Origin of the sequence: Promicromonospora sp. NPDC057488 (assembly GCF_042802395.1) — a bacterium.
Taxonomy (GTDB): domain Bacteria; phylum Actinomycetota; class Actinomycetes; order Actinomycetales; family Cellulomonadaceae; genus Promicromonospora.
Map to the genome: position 1 here is coordinate 17,608 of NZ_JBHVEG010000021.1, position 15,512 is coordinate 33,119.

Annotated in this window: 15 protein-coding genes; 4 read left to right on the forward strand and 11 right to left on the reverse strand. The window is 73.3% G+C overall.

Annotated elements, in window-relative coordinates; translation table 11 throughout:
• Positions 1-29 precede the first annotated feature (29 nt).
• The 3 genes from ACFU5G_RS06655 to ACFU5G_RS06665 form a co-directional block, all read right to left on the reverse strand.
• Positions 30-713 (reverse strand): hypothetical protein, encoded by a 684-nt coding sequence (locus tag ACFU5G_RS06655; protein WP_377242012.1) that lies wholly within the window; start codon positions 711-713, stop codon positions 30-32.
• A 1-nt stretch (position 714) separates the two neighbouring features.
• The gene (locus ACFU5G_RS06660) at positions 715-1,245 is read right to left on the reverse strand and encodes a peptidoglycan-binding protein (RefSeq protein WP_377242013.1); all 531 of its coding nucleotides are present in this window, start codon (positions 1,243-1,245) and stop codon (positions 715-717) included.
• Positions 1,246-1,375: 130 nt separating this feature from the next.
• A complete protein-coding gene (locus tag ACFU5G_RS06665) occupies positions 1,376-2,125 on the reverse strand; it encodes an SDR family NAD(P)-dependent oxidoreductase (RefSeq protein ID WP_377242014.1) in 750 nt (249 codons plus the stop codon).
• A 52-nt stretch (positions 2,126-2,177) separates the two neighbouring features.
• Between ACFU5G_RS06665 and ACFU5G_RS06670 the strand changes: the two genes are divergently transcribed.
• A complete protein-coding gene (locus ACFU5G_RS06670; protein WP_377242016.1) occupies positions 2,178-2,708 on the forward strand; it encodes a MarR family winged helix-turn-helix transcriptional regulator in 531 nt (176 codons plus the stop codon).
• A 52-nt stretch (positions 2,709-2,760) separates the two neighbouring features.
• The gene (locus ACFU5G_RS06675) at positions 2,761-3,687 is read left to right on the forward strand and encodes an LD-carboxypeptidase (protein WP_377242018.1); all 927 of its coding nucleotides are present in this window, start codon (positions 2,761-2,763) and stop codon (positions 3,685-3,687) included.
• 70 nt (positions 3,688-3,757) lie between these two features.
• Here the strand turns inward: ACFU5G_RS06675 and ACFU5G_RS06680 are convergent, their stop codons facing one another.
• The gene (locus ACFU5G_RS06680) at positions 3,758-4,225 is read right to left on the reverse strand and encodes an Lrp/AsnC family transcriptional regulator (RefSeq protein WP_377242020.1); all 468 of its coding nucleotides are present in this window, start codon (positions 4,223-4,225) and stop codon (positions 3,758-3,760) included.
• Complete coding sequence (locus tag ACFU5G_RS06685) at positions 4,222-6,084, reverse strand: ABC-F family ATP-binding cassette domain-containing protein (RefSeq protein ID WP_377242022.1); 1,863 nt, start codon at positions 6,082-6,084, stop codon at positions 4,222-4,224. Before ACFU5G_RS06685 ends, ACFU5G_RS06680 begins: the two co-directional genes overlap by 4 nt.
• A gap of 102 nt (positions 6,085-6,186) precedes the next feature.
• Between ACFU5G_RS06685 and ACFU5G_RS06690 the strand changes: the two genes are divergently transcribed.
• On the forward strand, positions 6,187-7,176 hold the full coding sequence (locus ACFU5G_RS06690) for an acetylxylan esterase (RefSeq protein ID WP_377242024.1): 990 nt from the start codon (positions 6,187-6,189) through the stop codon (positions 7,174-7,176).
• 86 nt (positions 7,177-7,262) lie between these two features.
• Positions 7,263-8,072: an acetylxylan esterase gene (locus tag ACFU5G_RS06695; RefSeq protein WP_377242026.1), complete on the forward strand. Its 810-nt coding sequence runs from the start codon at positions 7,263-7,265 to the stop codon at positions 8,070-8,072.
• Between the two features lie 27 nt (positions 8,073-8,099).
• Here the strand turns inward: ACFU5G_RS06695 and ACFU5G_RS06700 are convergent, their stop codons facing one another.
• The 6 genes from ACFU5G_RS06700 to ACFU5G_RS06725 form a co-directional block, all read right to left on the reverse strand.
• Positions 8,100-9,050, reverse strand: coding sequence for a 4-(cytidine 5'-diphospho)-2-C-methyl-D-erythritol kinase (locus tag ACFU5G_RS06700; RefSeq protein ID WP_377242028.1), 951 nt, complete (start codon positions 9,048-9,050; stop codon positions 8,100-8,102).
• A complete protein-coding gene (gene rsmA / locus ACFU5G_RS06705; RefSeq protein WP_377242030.1) occupies positions 9,047-9,967 on the reverse strand; it encodes a 16S rRNA (adenine(1518)-N(6)/adenine(1519)-N(6))-dimethyltransferase RsmA in 921 nt (306 codons plus the stop codon). Before rsmA ends, ACFU5G_RS06700 begins: the two co-directional genes overlap by 4 nt.
• Before the next feature lie 38 nt (positions 9,968-10,005).
• Complete coding sequence (locus ACFU5G_RS06710) at positions 10,006-11,337, reverse strand: ubiquitin-like domain-containing protein (RefSeq protein ID WP_377242032.1); 1,332 nt, start codon at positions 11,335-11,337, stop codon at positions 10,006-10,008.
• Between the two features lie 391 nt (positions 11,338-11,728).
• On the reverse strand, positions 11,729-12,940 hold the full coding sequence (locus ACFU5G_RS06715) for a transglycosylase family protein (RefSeq protein WP_377242034.1): 1,212 nt from the start codon (positions 12,938-12,940) through the stop codon (positions 11,729-11,731).
• A gap of 368 nt (positions 12,941-13,308) precedes the next feature.
• The gene (locus ACFU5G_RS06720; protein ID WP_377242036.1) at positions 13,309-14,481 is read right to left on the reverse strand and encodes a ubiquitin-like domain-containing protein; all 1,173 of its coding nucleotides are present in this window, start codon (positions 14,479-14,481) and stop codon (positions 13,309-13,311) included.
• Between the two features lie 90 nt (positions 14,482-14,571).
• Positions 14,572-15,507 carry a TatD family hydrolase gene (locus ACFU5G_RS06725; protein ID WP_377242038.1) on the reverse strand — a complete coding sequence of 312 codons (936 nt, stop codon included), beginning with the start codon at positions 15,505-15,507 and terminating at the stop codon, positions 14,572-14,574.
• Positions 15,508-15,512 lie beyond the last annotated feature (5 nt).

Sequence of the window (15,512 nt, forward strand, 5' to 3'; positions counted from 1 at the left end):
CCCAGACCTCCCGAGCGCCTGACCCCCGTTCACTCGTCGTCGGCCGCGACGCTGTCGGCGATCCTGATCAGCTCGGCCACCGACGGCCCGGCGTTCGCCGTCGGCGTCCGGCCGACGGTCGAGAGCAGCAGGTAGGACCCGGCGTCGTCGGTCCACTCGACGCGGACCGGGCCGAACCCGTTGTTGTCCACCCGGGTGACGCGCGCCTCCAGGCCGGACTCCTTGAGGTCCTGCCACTCGATCGTCACGTTGTCGCCCGCGAGCTTGCCGGACAGCTCCTGCGCCCCCGGGTAGGCCACGTAGATCACGGCCGACGCCGGGTGGTACGCGCCGCTGCGCACCTCCTCCTCCGGCCACGCGGGGCCAGGGCCGCCGCGGAACGTCTCCTCGTTCTCGGCGCCGTCCAGCACGTACGTGATCCAGGTGCCGAGGTGGTCCTCCGCGGTGGTGCGGCCCATCCCCGCCGAGATCTCGGCGGGGCACTCGACCACGGCGCGCCGCACGTCGTCGGGCACCCAGTGCGGCTGGCGAAGGTCCTCGGCACAGGTCCCGGCGGTGAGCTCCGTGGCGTCCGCGGGGACGACGACGGGCTCGTCCTCCCCTGCGCCGAGCACCATCGTGACCACCACGATGATGATCGCGCCGAGCAGCGTCACGGCACCACCGAGCAGCCACTCGGGCCGGATCCTGGGCTCGTCGATCGTGGTGACCACGTCAGCCCCCGCACTCGATCTCGGTCACGGCGTCCCGCGAGAGCGCGATGATCTTGTTCGACGAGACGGGGCTGCGCGCCACGCCGGGCAGCACGTAGGAGCCCCAGTCGCAGTCGTTCTCGGCGAGGTAGGCGTCCCGCGCGCCGTCCGGGGCGGCGTACCGGATGCGGTGGTCGGGACCCTGGCAGCTGTAGTCCGGGTCGCACAGGGAGATCGCCAGCGCGCGCATGGTCACCCAGGTGCTGGTGTCCACGCAGCCGTCGACCGGCAGGCCGTTGTACGCCTGGAACGCGCGGGTCGCGACCTCCGACTCCGCGTCCCAGTTCCCGTCCACCGGCTCCAGCCCGGTGGCGGCCGACAGCACGTTCTGGGCCGCGACCACCTGGCCGCCGGAGGTCTTGCCGCACTGGCCGACCGGGTCGTTCGACACCCACGTCGCGCTCGAGTTCGCCGCCTGGACCACGGCGGCGACGATCAGGGCGACGACCACGGTGCCACCGCCCGCCTGCAGCCAGGTTCGGGTGGTGGGCATTCCCTCGGCGCTCCTTCGTGCCCGACGGCGGAGCCGGGCGGATCTACTGGCAGTTGCGAGCGTAACAATCTGCACTTACAAGACGGAAGCGACGCACCAGTCGAAACCGGATCTCATGCCTTTCGATGGGTCACCGGGTCGTGTGCGCTCCCCCGTTCACGTGCAGCGTCTGCCCCGTGACGTGCCGGGCTGCCGGCGAGGCGAGGAACGCGACCAGGGCGGCGACGTCGTCGGGCAGGCCGGGGCGCTTGTCGTGCGTGGCGGCGACCAGCCGCTCGCGGCGCTGCTCGCTGAGCCGCCCCTTGAAGTACCCGGTCTCCGCGATGTAGCCGGGCGCCACGCAGTTCGCCGTGATGCCGCGCGGCCCCACCTGCGCGGACAGGCCCGCGGTCCACGCCTGCACGGCCGCCTTGGCCACGCCGTACGACGTGCCGGCGTACTCGGCCCCGATCGAGCCCACGGTGACGACCGAGCCGCCCGCCGGCATCCGCTCCAGGACTGCGGTCGCGACCAGCACGGTGCTCAGCAGGTTCGCGTCCAGGTTGGCCCGCCAGGCGTCGGCCACCGCGGCGAGCCGGGCCGGCTCCGGCTCGACGGGCGCGGGCCCGTCAGCCGGCGGCCCGTCGAAGTCGGTGTTGCCGCCGGCCATGGCCACGAGCACGTCGACGGGCGCGTCGAGCCGCGCCACGAGCTCCTCGACGTCGTCCGGCCGCCCCACGTCGCAGCGGATCCCCCGCGCGCCCGTGGCGGCCGCGGCCCGCTCCAGGCGGGCGGCGTCGCGCCCGGTGATCACCACCGTGTCGCCCTGCTCGACGAACCGGCGCGCCACCGCGCTCCCGATGCCGCCCGAACCGCCGGTGACGAGTACGAGTGCGGACATGCTGCTACCTCCCTACGTTGTATGTTTAGACCTAAACGTACAGGAGGTCCGTGTGTCCGAGTACCCCTTCGACGGGACGGCGGCCGTGCCGCCCGACGCCATCGCCGCGGCGTGGGAGCGCGAGCTGCCGGGTGTCCCGGTGTCGTCCATCGGCGTGATCACGCCGCTCTGGCGCGCCGCCAAGACCCTGGCCGACGAGCGCCGCCGCACCCTGCACCGCATCGGGATCGACCCCGGGACGCTCGACCTGCTCAGCACCCTGCGCCGCGCGGGCGCGCCGTGGTCGCTGACCACGCGCGAGCTCGCGGCGCTCACGCTCGTCACGGCCGGGGCCATCTCGCAGCGGGTCGCGCGGGCGGAGGCGGCCGGTCTGGTCGCGCGGTCGTCGTCCGACGCCGGACGGCGGGCCGTCGCGGTGACCCTGACCGACGCCGGGCACGAGCTGGTGGAGCGCGCCGTGCGGGAGCTGCTCACCCACGAGGAGGAGCTGCTGGCCGGGCTGCCGGCCGAGGACCGCCGGCTGCTGCCGGGCCTGCTCGGCCGGTTCACCGTCGCGCTGCGCAGCCAGATTTCAGATGAGTGAAAGAAAGTGGCGCCGCCGGGCGCACGCCGGACCAGGGGGTAGCGTCGGCGACATGCTGCGTCCCCTGACCAGCCCGCCGCGCCTGCGCCCGGGCGACACCGTCGCCGTCGTCGCCCCGTCCGGCCCCGTACCGGCCGACCGGCTCGACGACGGGGTGCGCCACCTGCGGGACTGGGGACTCGACGTGCAGGTCATGCCGCACGTCCTGGATCGGCACCCGGGCCACGCCTACCTGGCCGGCACCGACGAGGCGCGCGCGGCCGACTTCCAGGAGGCCTGGCTGGACCCCGACGTCCGGGCGGTCGTGGCGGCCCGGGGCGGGTACGGGGCGGCGCGCATGGTCGACCTCGTCGACTGGGACGCGCTCGCCGCCACCGACCCCAAGGTGCTCGTCGGGTACAGCGACTGCACGGTGCTGCACCAGGCGGTCGCGAACCGGCTCGGGCTGGTCTCCCTGCACGGGCCGATGTCGGGGACCGTGTCGTTCCTCAAGTCGGAGCCCGCCCGGGAGCACCTGCGGCGCACGCTGTTCGAGCCGGGCAGCACGCAGGTGCTCACCGGCCCGGACGCCCATCCGCTGGTCGGCGGCACCGCCCGGGGCATCACGACCGGGGGCTGCCTCTCGCTGCTGACGACGTCCACCGGCATCGGGCCCACCTCGCCGTCGGCCGCGGGCGGCCTCGTGCTGCTGGAGGACATCGAGGAGAAGGCCTACCGGATCGACTCGTTCCTGACCCACCTGCTGCGGTCAGGCTGGTTCGACGGCGCGACCGGCATCGTGCTGGGGTCGTGGCAGGACTGCGAGCCCGCCGAGCCGGTCGTCCTGGACCTGCTCGGGCCGCTCGGCATCCCGATCCTGGGCGAGCTGGGGTTCGGGCACGGGCCCGACCCGCTCACCGTGCCGTTCGGCGTCGCGGCGGAGCTGGACGCCGACGCCGGCACGCTCACGCTGGACCACCCGGCCCTGGCGCCGCACTGAGGCGCCGGGCCCGGCTCGGTCGCCGGGCTCGGCCCCCGGGCTCGGCAGAGCCCTGCCCGTCGCGCCCGGCTCAGTCGAGCTCGGCGGCCTGCCCCTCGAAGTACGTCTGGAGCACCACCGTCGTGCGCGTGGACACCTTGGCCGTGCGCCGGATCTTGCCGAGCAGCTCCTCCAGCGCGCGCGGCGACGCCACGCGCGCGGTGAGCAGGTAGTTCGCGTTGCCGGCCACCGAGTAGCACGACTCGATGCCGGTCATGCCGCGCAGCCGCTCGGGCGCGTCGTCCTCCTGTGCCTGGTCCAGGGGCGTGATCTCGATGAAGGCGGAGAGCGGCAGGCCCACCGCCTCCGGGTTCACGACCGCCCGGTAGCCCGTGATGACGCCGCGCGCCTCCAGCTTGCGCACCCGCACCTGCACCGCGGACAGGGAGAGCCCCGAGATCTCGGACAGCACCGCGAGCGTGGTGCGGCCGTCCTTGCGCAGTGCGTCGACGAGTGCTCTGTCGACCCCGTCGAGCGGTGTCAGCTCGTTGTCGGTCATCCCGCCACCTCCGCCGCTTCCAACCAGGCCGCCTCGAGCTCGTCGCGTTCGGTCACGAGGTCGCGGAGCTCCGCGTCCAGCCGCGCGACGGCCTGGTAGTCCGTTGCCTGCTGCGCGATGGATTCGTGCAGCTCGGCCTCCTTCTGGGCAATCTTCGCAAGTTGCCGCTCGATTCGGGAGACCTCCTTCTTCGCGGCGCGGATGTCGCGCTGCGAGAGCTCCTCGGCCGGGGCGCCGTCCGACGCCGGGGACGCCCCCGCCGTCGCCCCGCCGGAGCCGTTGCCGGAACCCGTGCGCGTGCCGGCGCCCGCGGCCGCGCCCGAGGTGCCGGTGGACCTGGCCGCCGCCCGCAGCCGCAGGTACTCCTCCACGCCCCCGGGCAGGTCGCGGATGGTGCCGTCGCCGAGGAGCGCGACCTGTCGGTCGGCCACCCGCTCCAGCAGGTACCGGTCGTGCGAGACCACGATCAGCGTGCCCGGCCAGCCGTCCAGCAGGTCCTCGACGGCGGCCAGCGTGTCGGTGTCGAGGTCGTTGGTGGGCTCGTCGAGCAGCAGTACGTTGGGCTCGGACACCAGCAGCCGCAGCAGCTGGAGCCGACGCCGCTCGCCGCCGGACAGGTCCCGCACCGGGGTGTAGGCCCGCTCGCGCGTGAAGCCCAGCTTCTCGGTGAGCTGCGCCGCGGTGAGCTCCTTGCCGTCGACGACGACCCGGCCCTTCTCCTGCTCGATCACCTCGACGGCCTTCAGCGGCCCCAGCTCGTCGAGCTCGGCGACGTCCTGCGAGAGCTCCCGCACATGGATGGTCTTGCCGCGCTTGACCCGGCCCGAGTCCGGTTCGCGGCGGCCGGCCAGCAGCGCCAGCAGCGTGGTCTTGCCCGCGCCGTTGACGCCCACGACGCCGTACCGGTCGCCCGGGCCGAGGCGCCAGGTCACGTCGTCGAACAGGACCTTGCCCGGCACCGCGACGCTCACGGACTCCAGGTCCAGCACGTCCTTGCCCAGCCGCCGCGTGGCCATGCGGGTCAGCTCCATCGAGTCGCGCGGCGGCGGCTCGTCGTCGATCAGGGCGGACGCGGCGTCGAGGCGGAACTTCGGCTTCGACGTCCGGGCCGGCGCCCCGCGGCGCAGCCAGGCGAGCTCCTTGCGCAGCAGGTTGTCCCGCTTCTCGGCGGCCGTCGCGGCCTGCCGGGCCCGCTCGGCGCGCGCCAGGATGTAGGCCGCGTACCCGCCCTCGTACCCGTCGACGGCGCCGGTCCCGTCGCCCCGCACCTCCCACATGCGGGAGCAGACCTCGTCGAGGAACCAGCGGTCGTGGGTGACGACGACGAGCGCGCCCGACGTGCCCAGGCGGCCGTACCGCTCGCGCAGGTGGGCGGCGAGCCAGGCCACGCCCTCGACGTCGAGGTGGTTGGTGGGCTCGTCGAGCAGCAGCACGTCCGGGTCCTGCACGAGCAGGGCCGCGAGCGCCACCCGGCGGCGCTGGCCGCCGGACAGCTTGGCGACGGGGGCGTCCCAGGCGAGCTCGGCGATCAGGCCGTCGTGGACCTCCCGGACGCGCGCGTCCGAGGCCCATACGTGGGTCTCGGCGTCGCCGTGCACGATGTCGAGCACGGTGGCGTCCTCGGGCAGCTCGTCGCGCTGGTCGAGCATGCCCAGGGTGGAGCCGCCCACCCGGGTGACGCGGCCGCCGTCGGGCAGGGCTGTGCCCGCGAAGATGCGCAGCAGGGTGGACTTGCCCGCGCCGTTGGGACCGACGATGCCGACGCGGTCGCCGTCGTCGAGCCCCAGCGAGACGTCCGCGAGGAGGGTGCGAGTACCGATGGTCAGCGCGATGCCGTCTGCGCCGAGGAGATGTGCCACCTACCAAGGGTAGTCGCGCGCTACGCTCACCCCGGCCGACGGTGACCACGCAGCAGGACTTCGCCGCCGCACCCCCAGAACGACGACGCCGAGGAGCACAACGTGGCCCAGTTCGACATGCCGCTGCCCGATCTCGAGAAGTACACCCCGGAGGTCGACGAGCCCGGCGACTTCGACGAGTTCTGGTCGACCACGCTGGCCGAGGCCCGTACGTTCGACACGGCGCCGCAGGTGGAGCGCGTCGACGTGGGCCTCACCGAGATCCTGGTGGACGACGTGACGTTCCCCGGGTTCGGCGGGCACCCGGTCAAGGCGTGGCTGACGCGGCCCGCGCACGCGGCCGGCGACCTGCCGGTGGTGGTCGAGTACCAGGGCTACGGCGGCGGCCGGGGCCTGCCGCACGAGCGGATCCAGTGGGCGGCCGCGGGCTACGCGCACCTCATGATGGACACGCGCGGCCAGGGATCCGGCTGGGGTGCGGGCGGGGACACGCCTGACCCGGTGGGCTCCGGCCCCGCGTCCCCCGGGTTCATGACCCGCGGCGTGCTGGACCCCCACGACCACTACTACCGGCGCGTCTTCACGGACGGCGCCCGCGCGGTCGACGCGGTGCGCGCGATCGACGGGCTCGACCCGGCGCGCGTGGCGCTGAGCGGCGGCAGCCAGGGCGGCGGCATCACCATCGCGGTCGCGGGCCTGGTGCCCGACGTCGTGGCCGCGATGCCCGACGTGCCGTTCCTGTGCCACTACCGCCGCGCGGTGTCGATCACGGACAACGCGCCGTACAGCGAGATCACCAAGTACCTCTCGGTGCACCGCGACCCGGCGGTCGAGGAGCAGGTCTGGCGCACGTTCTCGTACCTGGACGGGGTGTCGTTCGCGCGGCGCGCCCGCGGGGCCGGCCTGTTCTCGGTGGCGCTGATGGACGGCACCTGCCCGCCGTCCACCGTGTACGCCGCGTACAACGGCTGGGGGCCGGGCGGCTCCCGCGCGGTGGACAAGGAGATCGACGTCTACCCCTACAACAACCACGAGGGCGGCGGGGACTACCGGTTCCCCCGCAAGCTCGCATGGCTGAACAAGGTCATCTGACGGCCGGGGGCCGCGGACCGGCGTCTGGAGTGTCGGGGACTGGCGGTACGCTCCGAGCGCACGCCCAAGACCCGGAGGTACCGCCCGTGCCCGAGTACGACCTGCCGCTCGTCACGGTGGCGCCGGCCGCTCCGCCCGCCACCGACGAGCCCGAGGACTTCGACGCGTTCTGGGCGGCGAACCTCGCCGCCCACCGGGACATCGAGGTGGCGCCGACCCTCGTGGCCGCCGGCACGCGCTCGCGTGACCTGCAGGCGGAGACGGTGACGTTCGCCGGGTTCCAGGGCCGCCCCGTGACGGGCTGGCTGCTGCTGCCCGTCGGCGCGGCCGCGACGCTGCCCGGGCTGGTCGAGCTGCGCCCGGCCGGCGGGGCCGCGGCGCGCGACCTCGAGTGGCTCGCGTCCGGCGGGTTCGCCCACCTGGTCGTCGAGGTGCCGCCGGACGACCTCGACGACCCGTACAACCGCGGCGCCTTCACCGACGCGTTCCGGGCGGTGCAGGCCCTGCGGACGCTGGAGAGCGTGGACCCGTCGCGGGTAGCGGTGCTGGGCACCGGCCCGGTGGCGGCCGCGGCGGTGGCCGCGGCCGGCCTGCTGCCCGACCTCGCGTGCGCCCTGGTCGAGGGCGACATCCCGGCGGCGCACAAGGACTCGCTGGTCGCGTTCGCCCGCCGGGCGAGCACGCCGCTGCAGCTCACCCAGGGTGCGGGCGCCCAGGTGCTGCTGGAGGAGTGGGGCCGTAACGCCGCCCTCGCGCTCGCCGCGATGACGGGCTCGGTCGAGCGCGTGGTCGAGTGCGTGCTGACCGCCGAGAGCAACCTGACGACGCGGCGCACCCGCTGGGTCACGCGGCACACGCACCTGACGAACGTCTTCGTGCCCCAGGTCGCGTACTGACCCGTCGCCGACCGCCCCGGTGCGTGCTCAGGCGCGCATCGGGGTGACGACCTGGGTCCCCGGGGCGGGCCCGGTGGCGCACCAGACCGCGTCGACGACGTCGGCCGCCGTCCACGCGGCGCCCAGCGCGAGCGCGTGCTGCCGGGACCGGCCGAGAGCCGCGACCGTGGGTCCGGACCCGGAGACGATGACGCCGAGGGCACCGGACTCGGTGGCGACCTCCACCACGTCGGCGAGCTCGGGGCGCAGGTCGAGCGCCGGTCCCTCCAGGTCGTTGTGCAGCGCCTTGCCGAGGGCCACGGGGTCGCCCGCGCGCAGCGCGTGCATGATCGCGGTGTCGTCGGTGGGCGCCACCCGCGGCGTCGACGGGCCGGCCAGCTCGTCGAACCGGCGGAACACGGTGGGCGTCGAGAGGCCCTCCCGCTGCGTCGCGAAGCACCAGTGGAACTCGCCGCGCGTCATGGCGGGCGTCAGCAGGTCGCCCCGGCCCGTGCCGACGGCGGTGTGCCCCAGCAGCGAGAACGGCACGTCCGCGCCGAGCTCGGCGGCCAGCTCCACGAGGTCCGGACGGGGCATGCCGGCCTCCCAGAGCGCGTCGCAGGCCACGAGCGCCGCGGCGGCGTCGGCCGAACCGCCCGCCATGCCGCCGGCGACCGGCACGCCCTTGGTGATGTGCAGCTGGACGTCGGCCGCCAGGCCCGTGCGCTCGGCCAGCAGCGCGGCGGCGCGCCAGGCGAGGTTGGACTCGTCGGTCGGGACGCCGTCGGCCTGCGGCCCCGAGACCGTCAGCGTGATGCCGGACCCGGGCGTCACCTGGGTGGCCGTCACCTCCTCGTAGAGGGAGACGGCCTGGAAGATCGTCGCGAGCGGGTGGTAGCCGTCGTCGCCGACAGGACCCACGCGCAGCCCGAGGTTCACCTTGCCGGGCGCGCGGACCCGGACGGACGGCGGCGGAGCCGCCGCGAGACGCGGGATCACTGGTCCTCCTCCTCTCGCTGATCGAGCTTGTCGAGATCCGAGGTCTCGACAGGCTCGACCGACGAAGTCGCAGAAAGCTGCTCCGCGATGCGCGCGAACTGCTCGACCACGAGCGTCTCACCCCGGGCGCCCGGGTCGACGTCCGCGGCCCGGAGCGCCGTCTCGGCGGCGGCACCGGAGCCGAACACCCCGGACAGGGCGGCGCGCAGCGTCTTGCGGCGCTGCGCGAACGCGGCGTCCACGACGGCGAAGACCTGCTCGCGGGACGCGGTGGTCGACGGCGGGTCGCGGCGCTCGAGGTACACGAGCGCGGAGTCGACGTTCGGGGCGGGCCAGAAGACGTTGCGCCCGATGGTCCCGGCCCGGCGAGCCGACGCGTACCACGCGGCCTTCACCGACGGGATGCCGTAGATCTTGTTCCCCGGCACGGCGGCGATGCGGTCGGCCACCTCGGCCTGGACCATCACCAGCACGCGCTCGAGCGAGTCGAACCGCTGCAGCATGGTGAGCAGCACCGGGACGGCCACGTTGTACGGGAGGTTCGCGACGAGCGCCGTCGGCGCCGCGCCGGGCAGGGCGGTGACGTCCAGCGCGTCGGACAGCACGACCTCGAAGTCGGAGTCCGGGAACCGGGTGTGCACGGTGTCGGCGATCTGCCCGGCCAGGACCGGGTCGATCTCGATCGCCACGACGGAGGCGCCGGCCTCCACGAGGCCCAGTGTCAGGGAGCCCAGCCCGGGCCCGACCTCCACGACCCGCTCACCGGGCCGCAGCCCCGCGGTACGCACGATCTTGCGGACGGTGCCGCCGTCGTGCAGGAAGTTCTGGCCGAGCGTCTTGGTGGGCCGGACGCCCAAGCGCCCTGCCAGGTCGCGGATCTCCGCGGGACCGAGCAGGGCGCCTGAGGTGTCGTTCATGCAGGTGAGCCTAACTGGAGATTGTCACCATCAGCGGATCAGTACCAACCCACCGACTCCGAGTGGCCCCACGCACCGCACGGCGTGCCGTAGCGGTCCGCGATGTAGCCGAGGCCCCACTTGATCTGGGTGGCCGGGTTGGTCGCCCAGTCCGAGCCCGCGGAGCCCATCTTGGAACCGGGGAGCGCCTGCGGGATGCCGTAGGCGCCCGACGACGGGTTGGCCGCCTTGTAGTTCCAGCCGGACTCGCGCTCCCAGAGGGACTCGAGGCAGGTCCACTCCGAGCCGCTCCAGCCGCGCGCGGCGGCCATCTGCTGACCGATCTGCTTGACCGAGCCGGACGGCACCGAGGTGCTGGTGGATTTCTTGGTGGAGGTCGCCTGGACCTTCTCGACCGGGCGCTCCTTGGTGCCGAAGACGACCACGCGGTCGACCGGCTCCTTGGTCACCTTGTTGGAGAGGACCTTGCGGTGCACGACCTCGCCGTCGACCGTACGCACCTGGATCACCTTGGTGCGGACACCCTTGGTGCCCTTGCTCTTGACGAGCTTGCCCTCGTCCTCGTAGCGGTCGGAGTCCTTGCTGGTGTGGGTGTCGAAGCCCACGGCGCCGTCGCGGCTGACCTTCTTGGTCTCGACGCGCTGCACCTGGACGGCGACGTCCGCGCCCGCCTTCTCGGCGGTCTCGGCGGACTTCGCGTCGATCGCCTTGTCCTTCGCCAGGGTCGCGACTGGGACGACGTTGACGAGGTCGTCCTTGTCGAGCTCGATCTCGGTGCTGTTCAGCACGCTGTCGACGCTGTCGGCGTGGTCCTCGATCACGCGCGTCTCGCCGTCCGCGACCACGGCGACGGGGCCGTCGTCGTTCAGGCGGAGCGGGAGCGAGGCGCGGTCGCCGGAGCGGGACGCCACGAGGGCGACGTCGCCGCCGCGCTCGGCGAGCGTGGTCAGGGCCTCGGCGGCGTCGGTCACGTTGACCCAGACGTCGCGCTCGTCCTCGCCGTCGGACATGGTGACCTGGCGGGCGTAGCGGACCACGATCTGGTCGCCGTCGGAGAGCTTGGCGCCGGTCCCGGGGGCGACGACGTCGCGCTCGCCCAGACGGACGCCCTGCGAGTCGAGCATGCCCTGGACGGAGCCGGAGTAGGTGGTGACGGTCTTGACGGTGCCGTCGAGGTCGAGGGTGACGGTCTTGCGCGCCTCGGCGAAGGCGACTGATCCGGAGGCGGCGAGCGCTACGGCTGCGAGGCCGGCGACCAGGGGCCAGCGGCGGCGACGCTTCGTGGGGGTCGTCCGAGAGCTCGTGGCCTCGGACTCTGAGTTGATGCTGGGGATGGAGCCAGAACTCTGCTGCTCAGAACGGGGGTTCACTCGTGTCCAGTCGTCGGACGTCCCGGGCACGGGCGGCGAGCCGGGGCACGCGCAGGCGCGAGTGTCCCTACCACGATTCGGCCTGGGGGCCAGGCGACTCTTGCGAGCCGTCGCGGTCTCGACCGGCCGATCCGGCGGTCTCACACCGGGCGCGAAATACCGCGTCCGGTGCCGCCCCTGCCGGCGTGGTGACGCTGTGGCCTACACCACTTCGCACCCTCACGCCAGCGAGGACAACCGAACGTAACTGATCCGTTATCGTCCGGCCAAGTTTCTCGGTGCTGTCAGGCTGTGTTGTCGATCACTCGTCTAGGACAACCGTCCAACTCGCTCCCCGTGTCAGACGCACAGATCACTCGGGTGACCTGTACGTCTGACACGTCGGGAGAGGTCAGAGCAGGCCGAGCTTCGCGGCACAGCCGGGCCACTGTCCCCAGCCGGACTGCGCCTGGAGCTTCTGGGCCCGCATGGTCTGCTCGCTGGCCGAGGCGTCCGACGGGAGGCCGGAACCGCCCATGGCCGCCCAGGTCTGCTGCGAGAACTGGTAGAGGCCGTAGTAACCGTTGCCGGTGTTGGTGGTGGGGTCGCCGCCGGACTCGCACTGCGCGAGCTGGGCCCAGACGCCGCTGGTCGCCACGACGTCCGCCTTCGGCTTGGGCGCCGCCTTCTGCACCTTCTCCCGCGCCACGGGCTTCGGTTCCGGCTTCGGTTCCGGCTCGGGCTCCGGGCGGGCCTTGGTGCCGTACACGGTCACTTGGTCCACGGGCTTGCGCTCGACCTTCGACGAGAGCTTCTCCCGCTCCACGACCTTGCCGTCCACCGTGGTGACGTCCCACGTGGTGACGCGCTTGCCGACGACGCCCTTGGTCGCCACGTAGGACGCGAGGTCCTCGAACCGGTCGGGGTCCGCCTTCCGCACCTTGTCGTACGACAGCTTGGTCACGGTCTTCCGCTCGGCGGTCCGCACCTGCTCGACGACGACGGACAGCGTCGGCGTGCCGGCACTGACCGACCGGCCGCCCTCGGCGGCGTCCCGCTGGACGGTGACCCGGTCGTCGGCGTCGACGGTGACGTCGTTCGCGGCGAGCAGGTCGTCGAGCTGCGCGGCGCCGTCGGCCACCCGCTGGGTCTTGCCGCCGACCACCAGGTTGACCGGGCTGTCGGCGTCGAGCCGCAGCGGGAGGGACACGCGTCCGCCGGAGCGGGACGGGACCAGGGCGACGTCGTCGGCTCGTTCGGCGAGCGTGGCGAGCGCCTGGTCGGCGTCGAGCGCGGTGACCCAGGTCGACCGCTCCTTGCCGTCGGCCCGCAGGGTGACCTCGTGGCCGTAGCGGACCACGACCATCCCGCCGTCCCGCAGGGTGCCGTCCGTGCCGGGCGTCACCGCGTCCCGGCTCGTGACGTCGACGCCCTGGTCGGCCAGGAGGCCGGCGACGTCGCCCTGGAAGGTCTCGACCGTCGTGACCCTGCCGTCGACGTCCAGCGTGACGGTCTTGTGGGCCGAGGCGAAGGCGGTGATGCTGCCGGCGCCGACGACCGCGATGGCCGCGGCCCCGGCGAGGAAGGCTGCTCTGCGGCGGGGTCTGCGCGGCGGGGCCGGCACGGGGGTGACCGGTACTTGGATGACCGGTTCGGTTGGGGTGCGATCCGTTGGGGGCGGACCGAAGATCTCGGTGATTCCGGCGGGGGCGCCGGCCTCAGGGTTGGGGGGCAGTTCGTCGGGGATGCCCTGAGCTGGGTGGGGAGATGACACGCGGGTCCAGTCCTCGCGCGGTCCGGGCACGGGGGCCGGGACGGCACGAGTCGCACGCACCTCCCGCGCGGGGCGCGGGCCCGACCGGCCGATCCGGCGGTCCAGGAGACCGTAACCCTGCCGTTATCAATTGCAAGACCTATCCGAGAAATGCGGCGGAGAAACGTATGGTTAGGTCCTGCAATGTCCCAAATGTTCCAGGGTGAAAAACCCTCGGATCAGTACCAGCCGATGTCCACGGAGTGCGCCCAGGCGCCGCACGGCGTGCCGTAGCGCCCGGAGATGTAGCCCAGGCCCCACTCGATCTGGGTGGCCGGGTTGGTCAGCCAGTCGCTCCCGACGGTGGCCATCTTGGATCCCGGGTTGGCCTGGGCGATGCCGTACGCCTGGCTGCTCGGGTTGTCGGCGTTCCAGCGCCAGCCGCTCTCCTTCTGCCAGAGCTGGTCCAGGCAGGAGAACTCGTCGGCGCCCCAGCCGCGCTCCGCGGCCATCGCCTGGCCCAGGGCCCGCGCGGAACCCGGGTCGACGGGCGCGGTGGCGACGTCCATGGTGCCGACCACGAGCACCTCGTTCACCGGCTTGCGGGTGACCTTGCGGTCCACCAGGGTTCGTTCGACCACGGCGCCGCCGACCGTCTTGATCTCGTACGTCGCCTTGGCCTCGCCCGCCACGCCCGCGGTCCGGATGGACTCGTAGCCCTGGGGCAGGCTCGGGTCCTCGACCGTCTCGGTCTCGAACGGCACCACCTCGGTCACCGTGCGCGACGACGACGCGTCGCGGCTGACCATGACGATCATCCCGTCCACCGCCGCGGCGTCGAGCGGCACCGACGTGACGTCGCCCTTGGCCAGCGCGATGCCCGCCTCCTCGAAGACGGACCGCACCGTGGACCCGGTGGTGCTGAACTCGAGCACCGATCCGTCCACGGCGATGTTGACTTCCTTGACCGTGGAGAACCGCACCGGGTCACGGTCGAGTTGCGTGGTGCGGGAGGCCGTGGCGACGGCGCCGTCGCCGCGCGGCCCGAGCGCCGCGAGCAGCTCGCCCACCGTGCCGGCGGTGGTGCGCAGCGTCATGGTCTGGCCGTCGAGCTCGACGGTGACGTCGCGGCTCGTGCGGACCACCACGGTCCCGCCGGCGCCGACGGCGGACGTGGCGGCCGGCTGCACGACGTCGTCGCGCTCCAGGTCGATGTGCTGCGAGGCGAGGGCCTCGGCGACGGTGCTGCCGTAGACGCCGACCGTACGGACGTCGCCGTTGTAGTCGATCGTGAGCGTCGCCGCGTTGGCGACGTACATGCCGCTGGCGCCCGCGAGCACGCCGACGACGGCACCACGGACCAGCCAGCGGGCCGGTTTGCTCGCGAGCCACGGCCGTGCGTACCTCACCACGAGCACCAGACCGTAACGGAACAAACCTCGCAGGAAAAGACGTGGGGTTATGAAATCAAATGCCGCTTTCTTCGCCCCAATGCGCCATTCTTACCAGTTGCCGTAGACACGCCCGGAGTTGGCGCTGATGTCGGCACACAGCGTGGCGAGGTCTTCGCCCAGGTGGGCGGCCATGGCCCGCACCGTGTGGGCCGCCGCGAAGGGGGCGTTCGGCTGCCCCCGGTACGGGTGCGGCGTGAGGTACGGGGCGTCGGTCTCCAGGAGGACGAGCTCCCGCGGCGCCACGGTCAGCGCGGCGCGCAGGTGGTCGTTCGCCTTGAACGTGACGGGGCCGGCGAACGACAGGTACCAGCCGTTCTCGGCGCAGACCCGGGCCATCTCGGCGTCGCCGCTGTAGCAGTGGAAGACGGTGCGCTCGGGCGCGCCGTCGGCCAGCAGGACCTCGATGACCTGGGCGTGCGCGTCCCGGTCGTGGATCTGCAGGGCCAGGCCGAGCTCCTTGGCCAGCGCGATGTGCGCGCGGAAGCTCTGCCGCTGGGCCTCCTCGCCGCGCGGGCCGGTGCGGAACAGGTCCATGCCCGTCTCGCCGATCGCGCGGACGCGGTCGTTGCCCTTGGCCAGGTCGGCGATCTCGGCGATGGCGTCGTCGAGGCCCACGGCGTGGTGCTCCTGGGGCTCCGGCACGAGGCCGTCCGGGCCCACCTCGTCGATGCCCGCGTGCAGGGTGGCCTCGTTGGGATGGATGGCGAGCGCGCCCACCGCCCGCACCTCGTCGCGGACGAGGGCGTCGGTCCACCGGGCCGACGGCAGGTCGCAGCCCACCTGGACCACGCGGTCCACGCCCGCGGCCGCGGCCCGCGCCAGGTGGTCGGCGACGGACGGCGGCCAGGTGCCCGGCTCGCCGTCGGGCGCCGTGGGTGGCAGCACCGAGGCGATGTGGTCGAGGTGGGTGTGGTTGTCCACGACGGGGACGGGCAGGGGCTCCGGGGCAGCCGGGAACCCGCGTTCGCGTGTGCGCTTGGCCATCGTCG

Bases quoted from the DNA above. Each gene is read 5' to 3' on its own strand.
- ACFU5G_RS06680 (WP_377242020.1), bottom strand. From the start codon at position 4,225: ATGACCGACAACGAGCTGACACCGCTCGACGGGGTCGACAGAGCACTC.
- ACFU5G_RS06725 (WP_377242038.1), bottom strand. From the start codon at position 15,507: ATGGCCAAGCGCACACGCGAACGCGGGTTCCCGGCTGCCCCGGAGCCC.
- rsmA (WP_377242030.1), bottom strand. From the start codon at position 9,967: ATGAACGACACCTCAGGCGCCCTGCTCGGTCCCGCGGAGATCCGCGAC.
- ACFU5G_RS06665 (WP_377242014.1), bottom strand. From the start codon at position 2,125: ATGTCCGCACTCGTACTCGTCACCGGCGGTTCGGGCGGCATCGGGAGC.
- ACFU5G_RS06675 (WP_377242018.1), top strand. From the start codon at position 2,761: ATGCTGCGTCCCCTGACCAGCCCGCCGCGCCTGCGCCCGGGCGACACC.
- ACFU5G_RS06660 (WP_377242013.1), bottom strand. From the start codon at position 1,245: ATGCCCACCACCCGAACCTGGCTGCAGGCGGGCGGTGGCACCGTGGTC.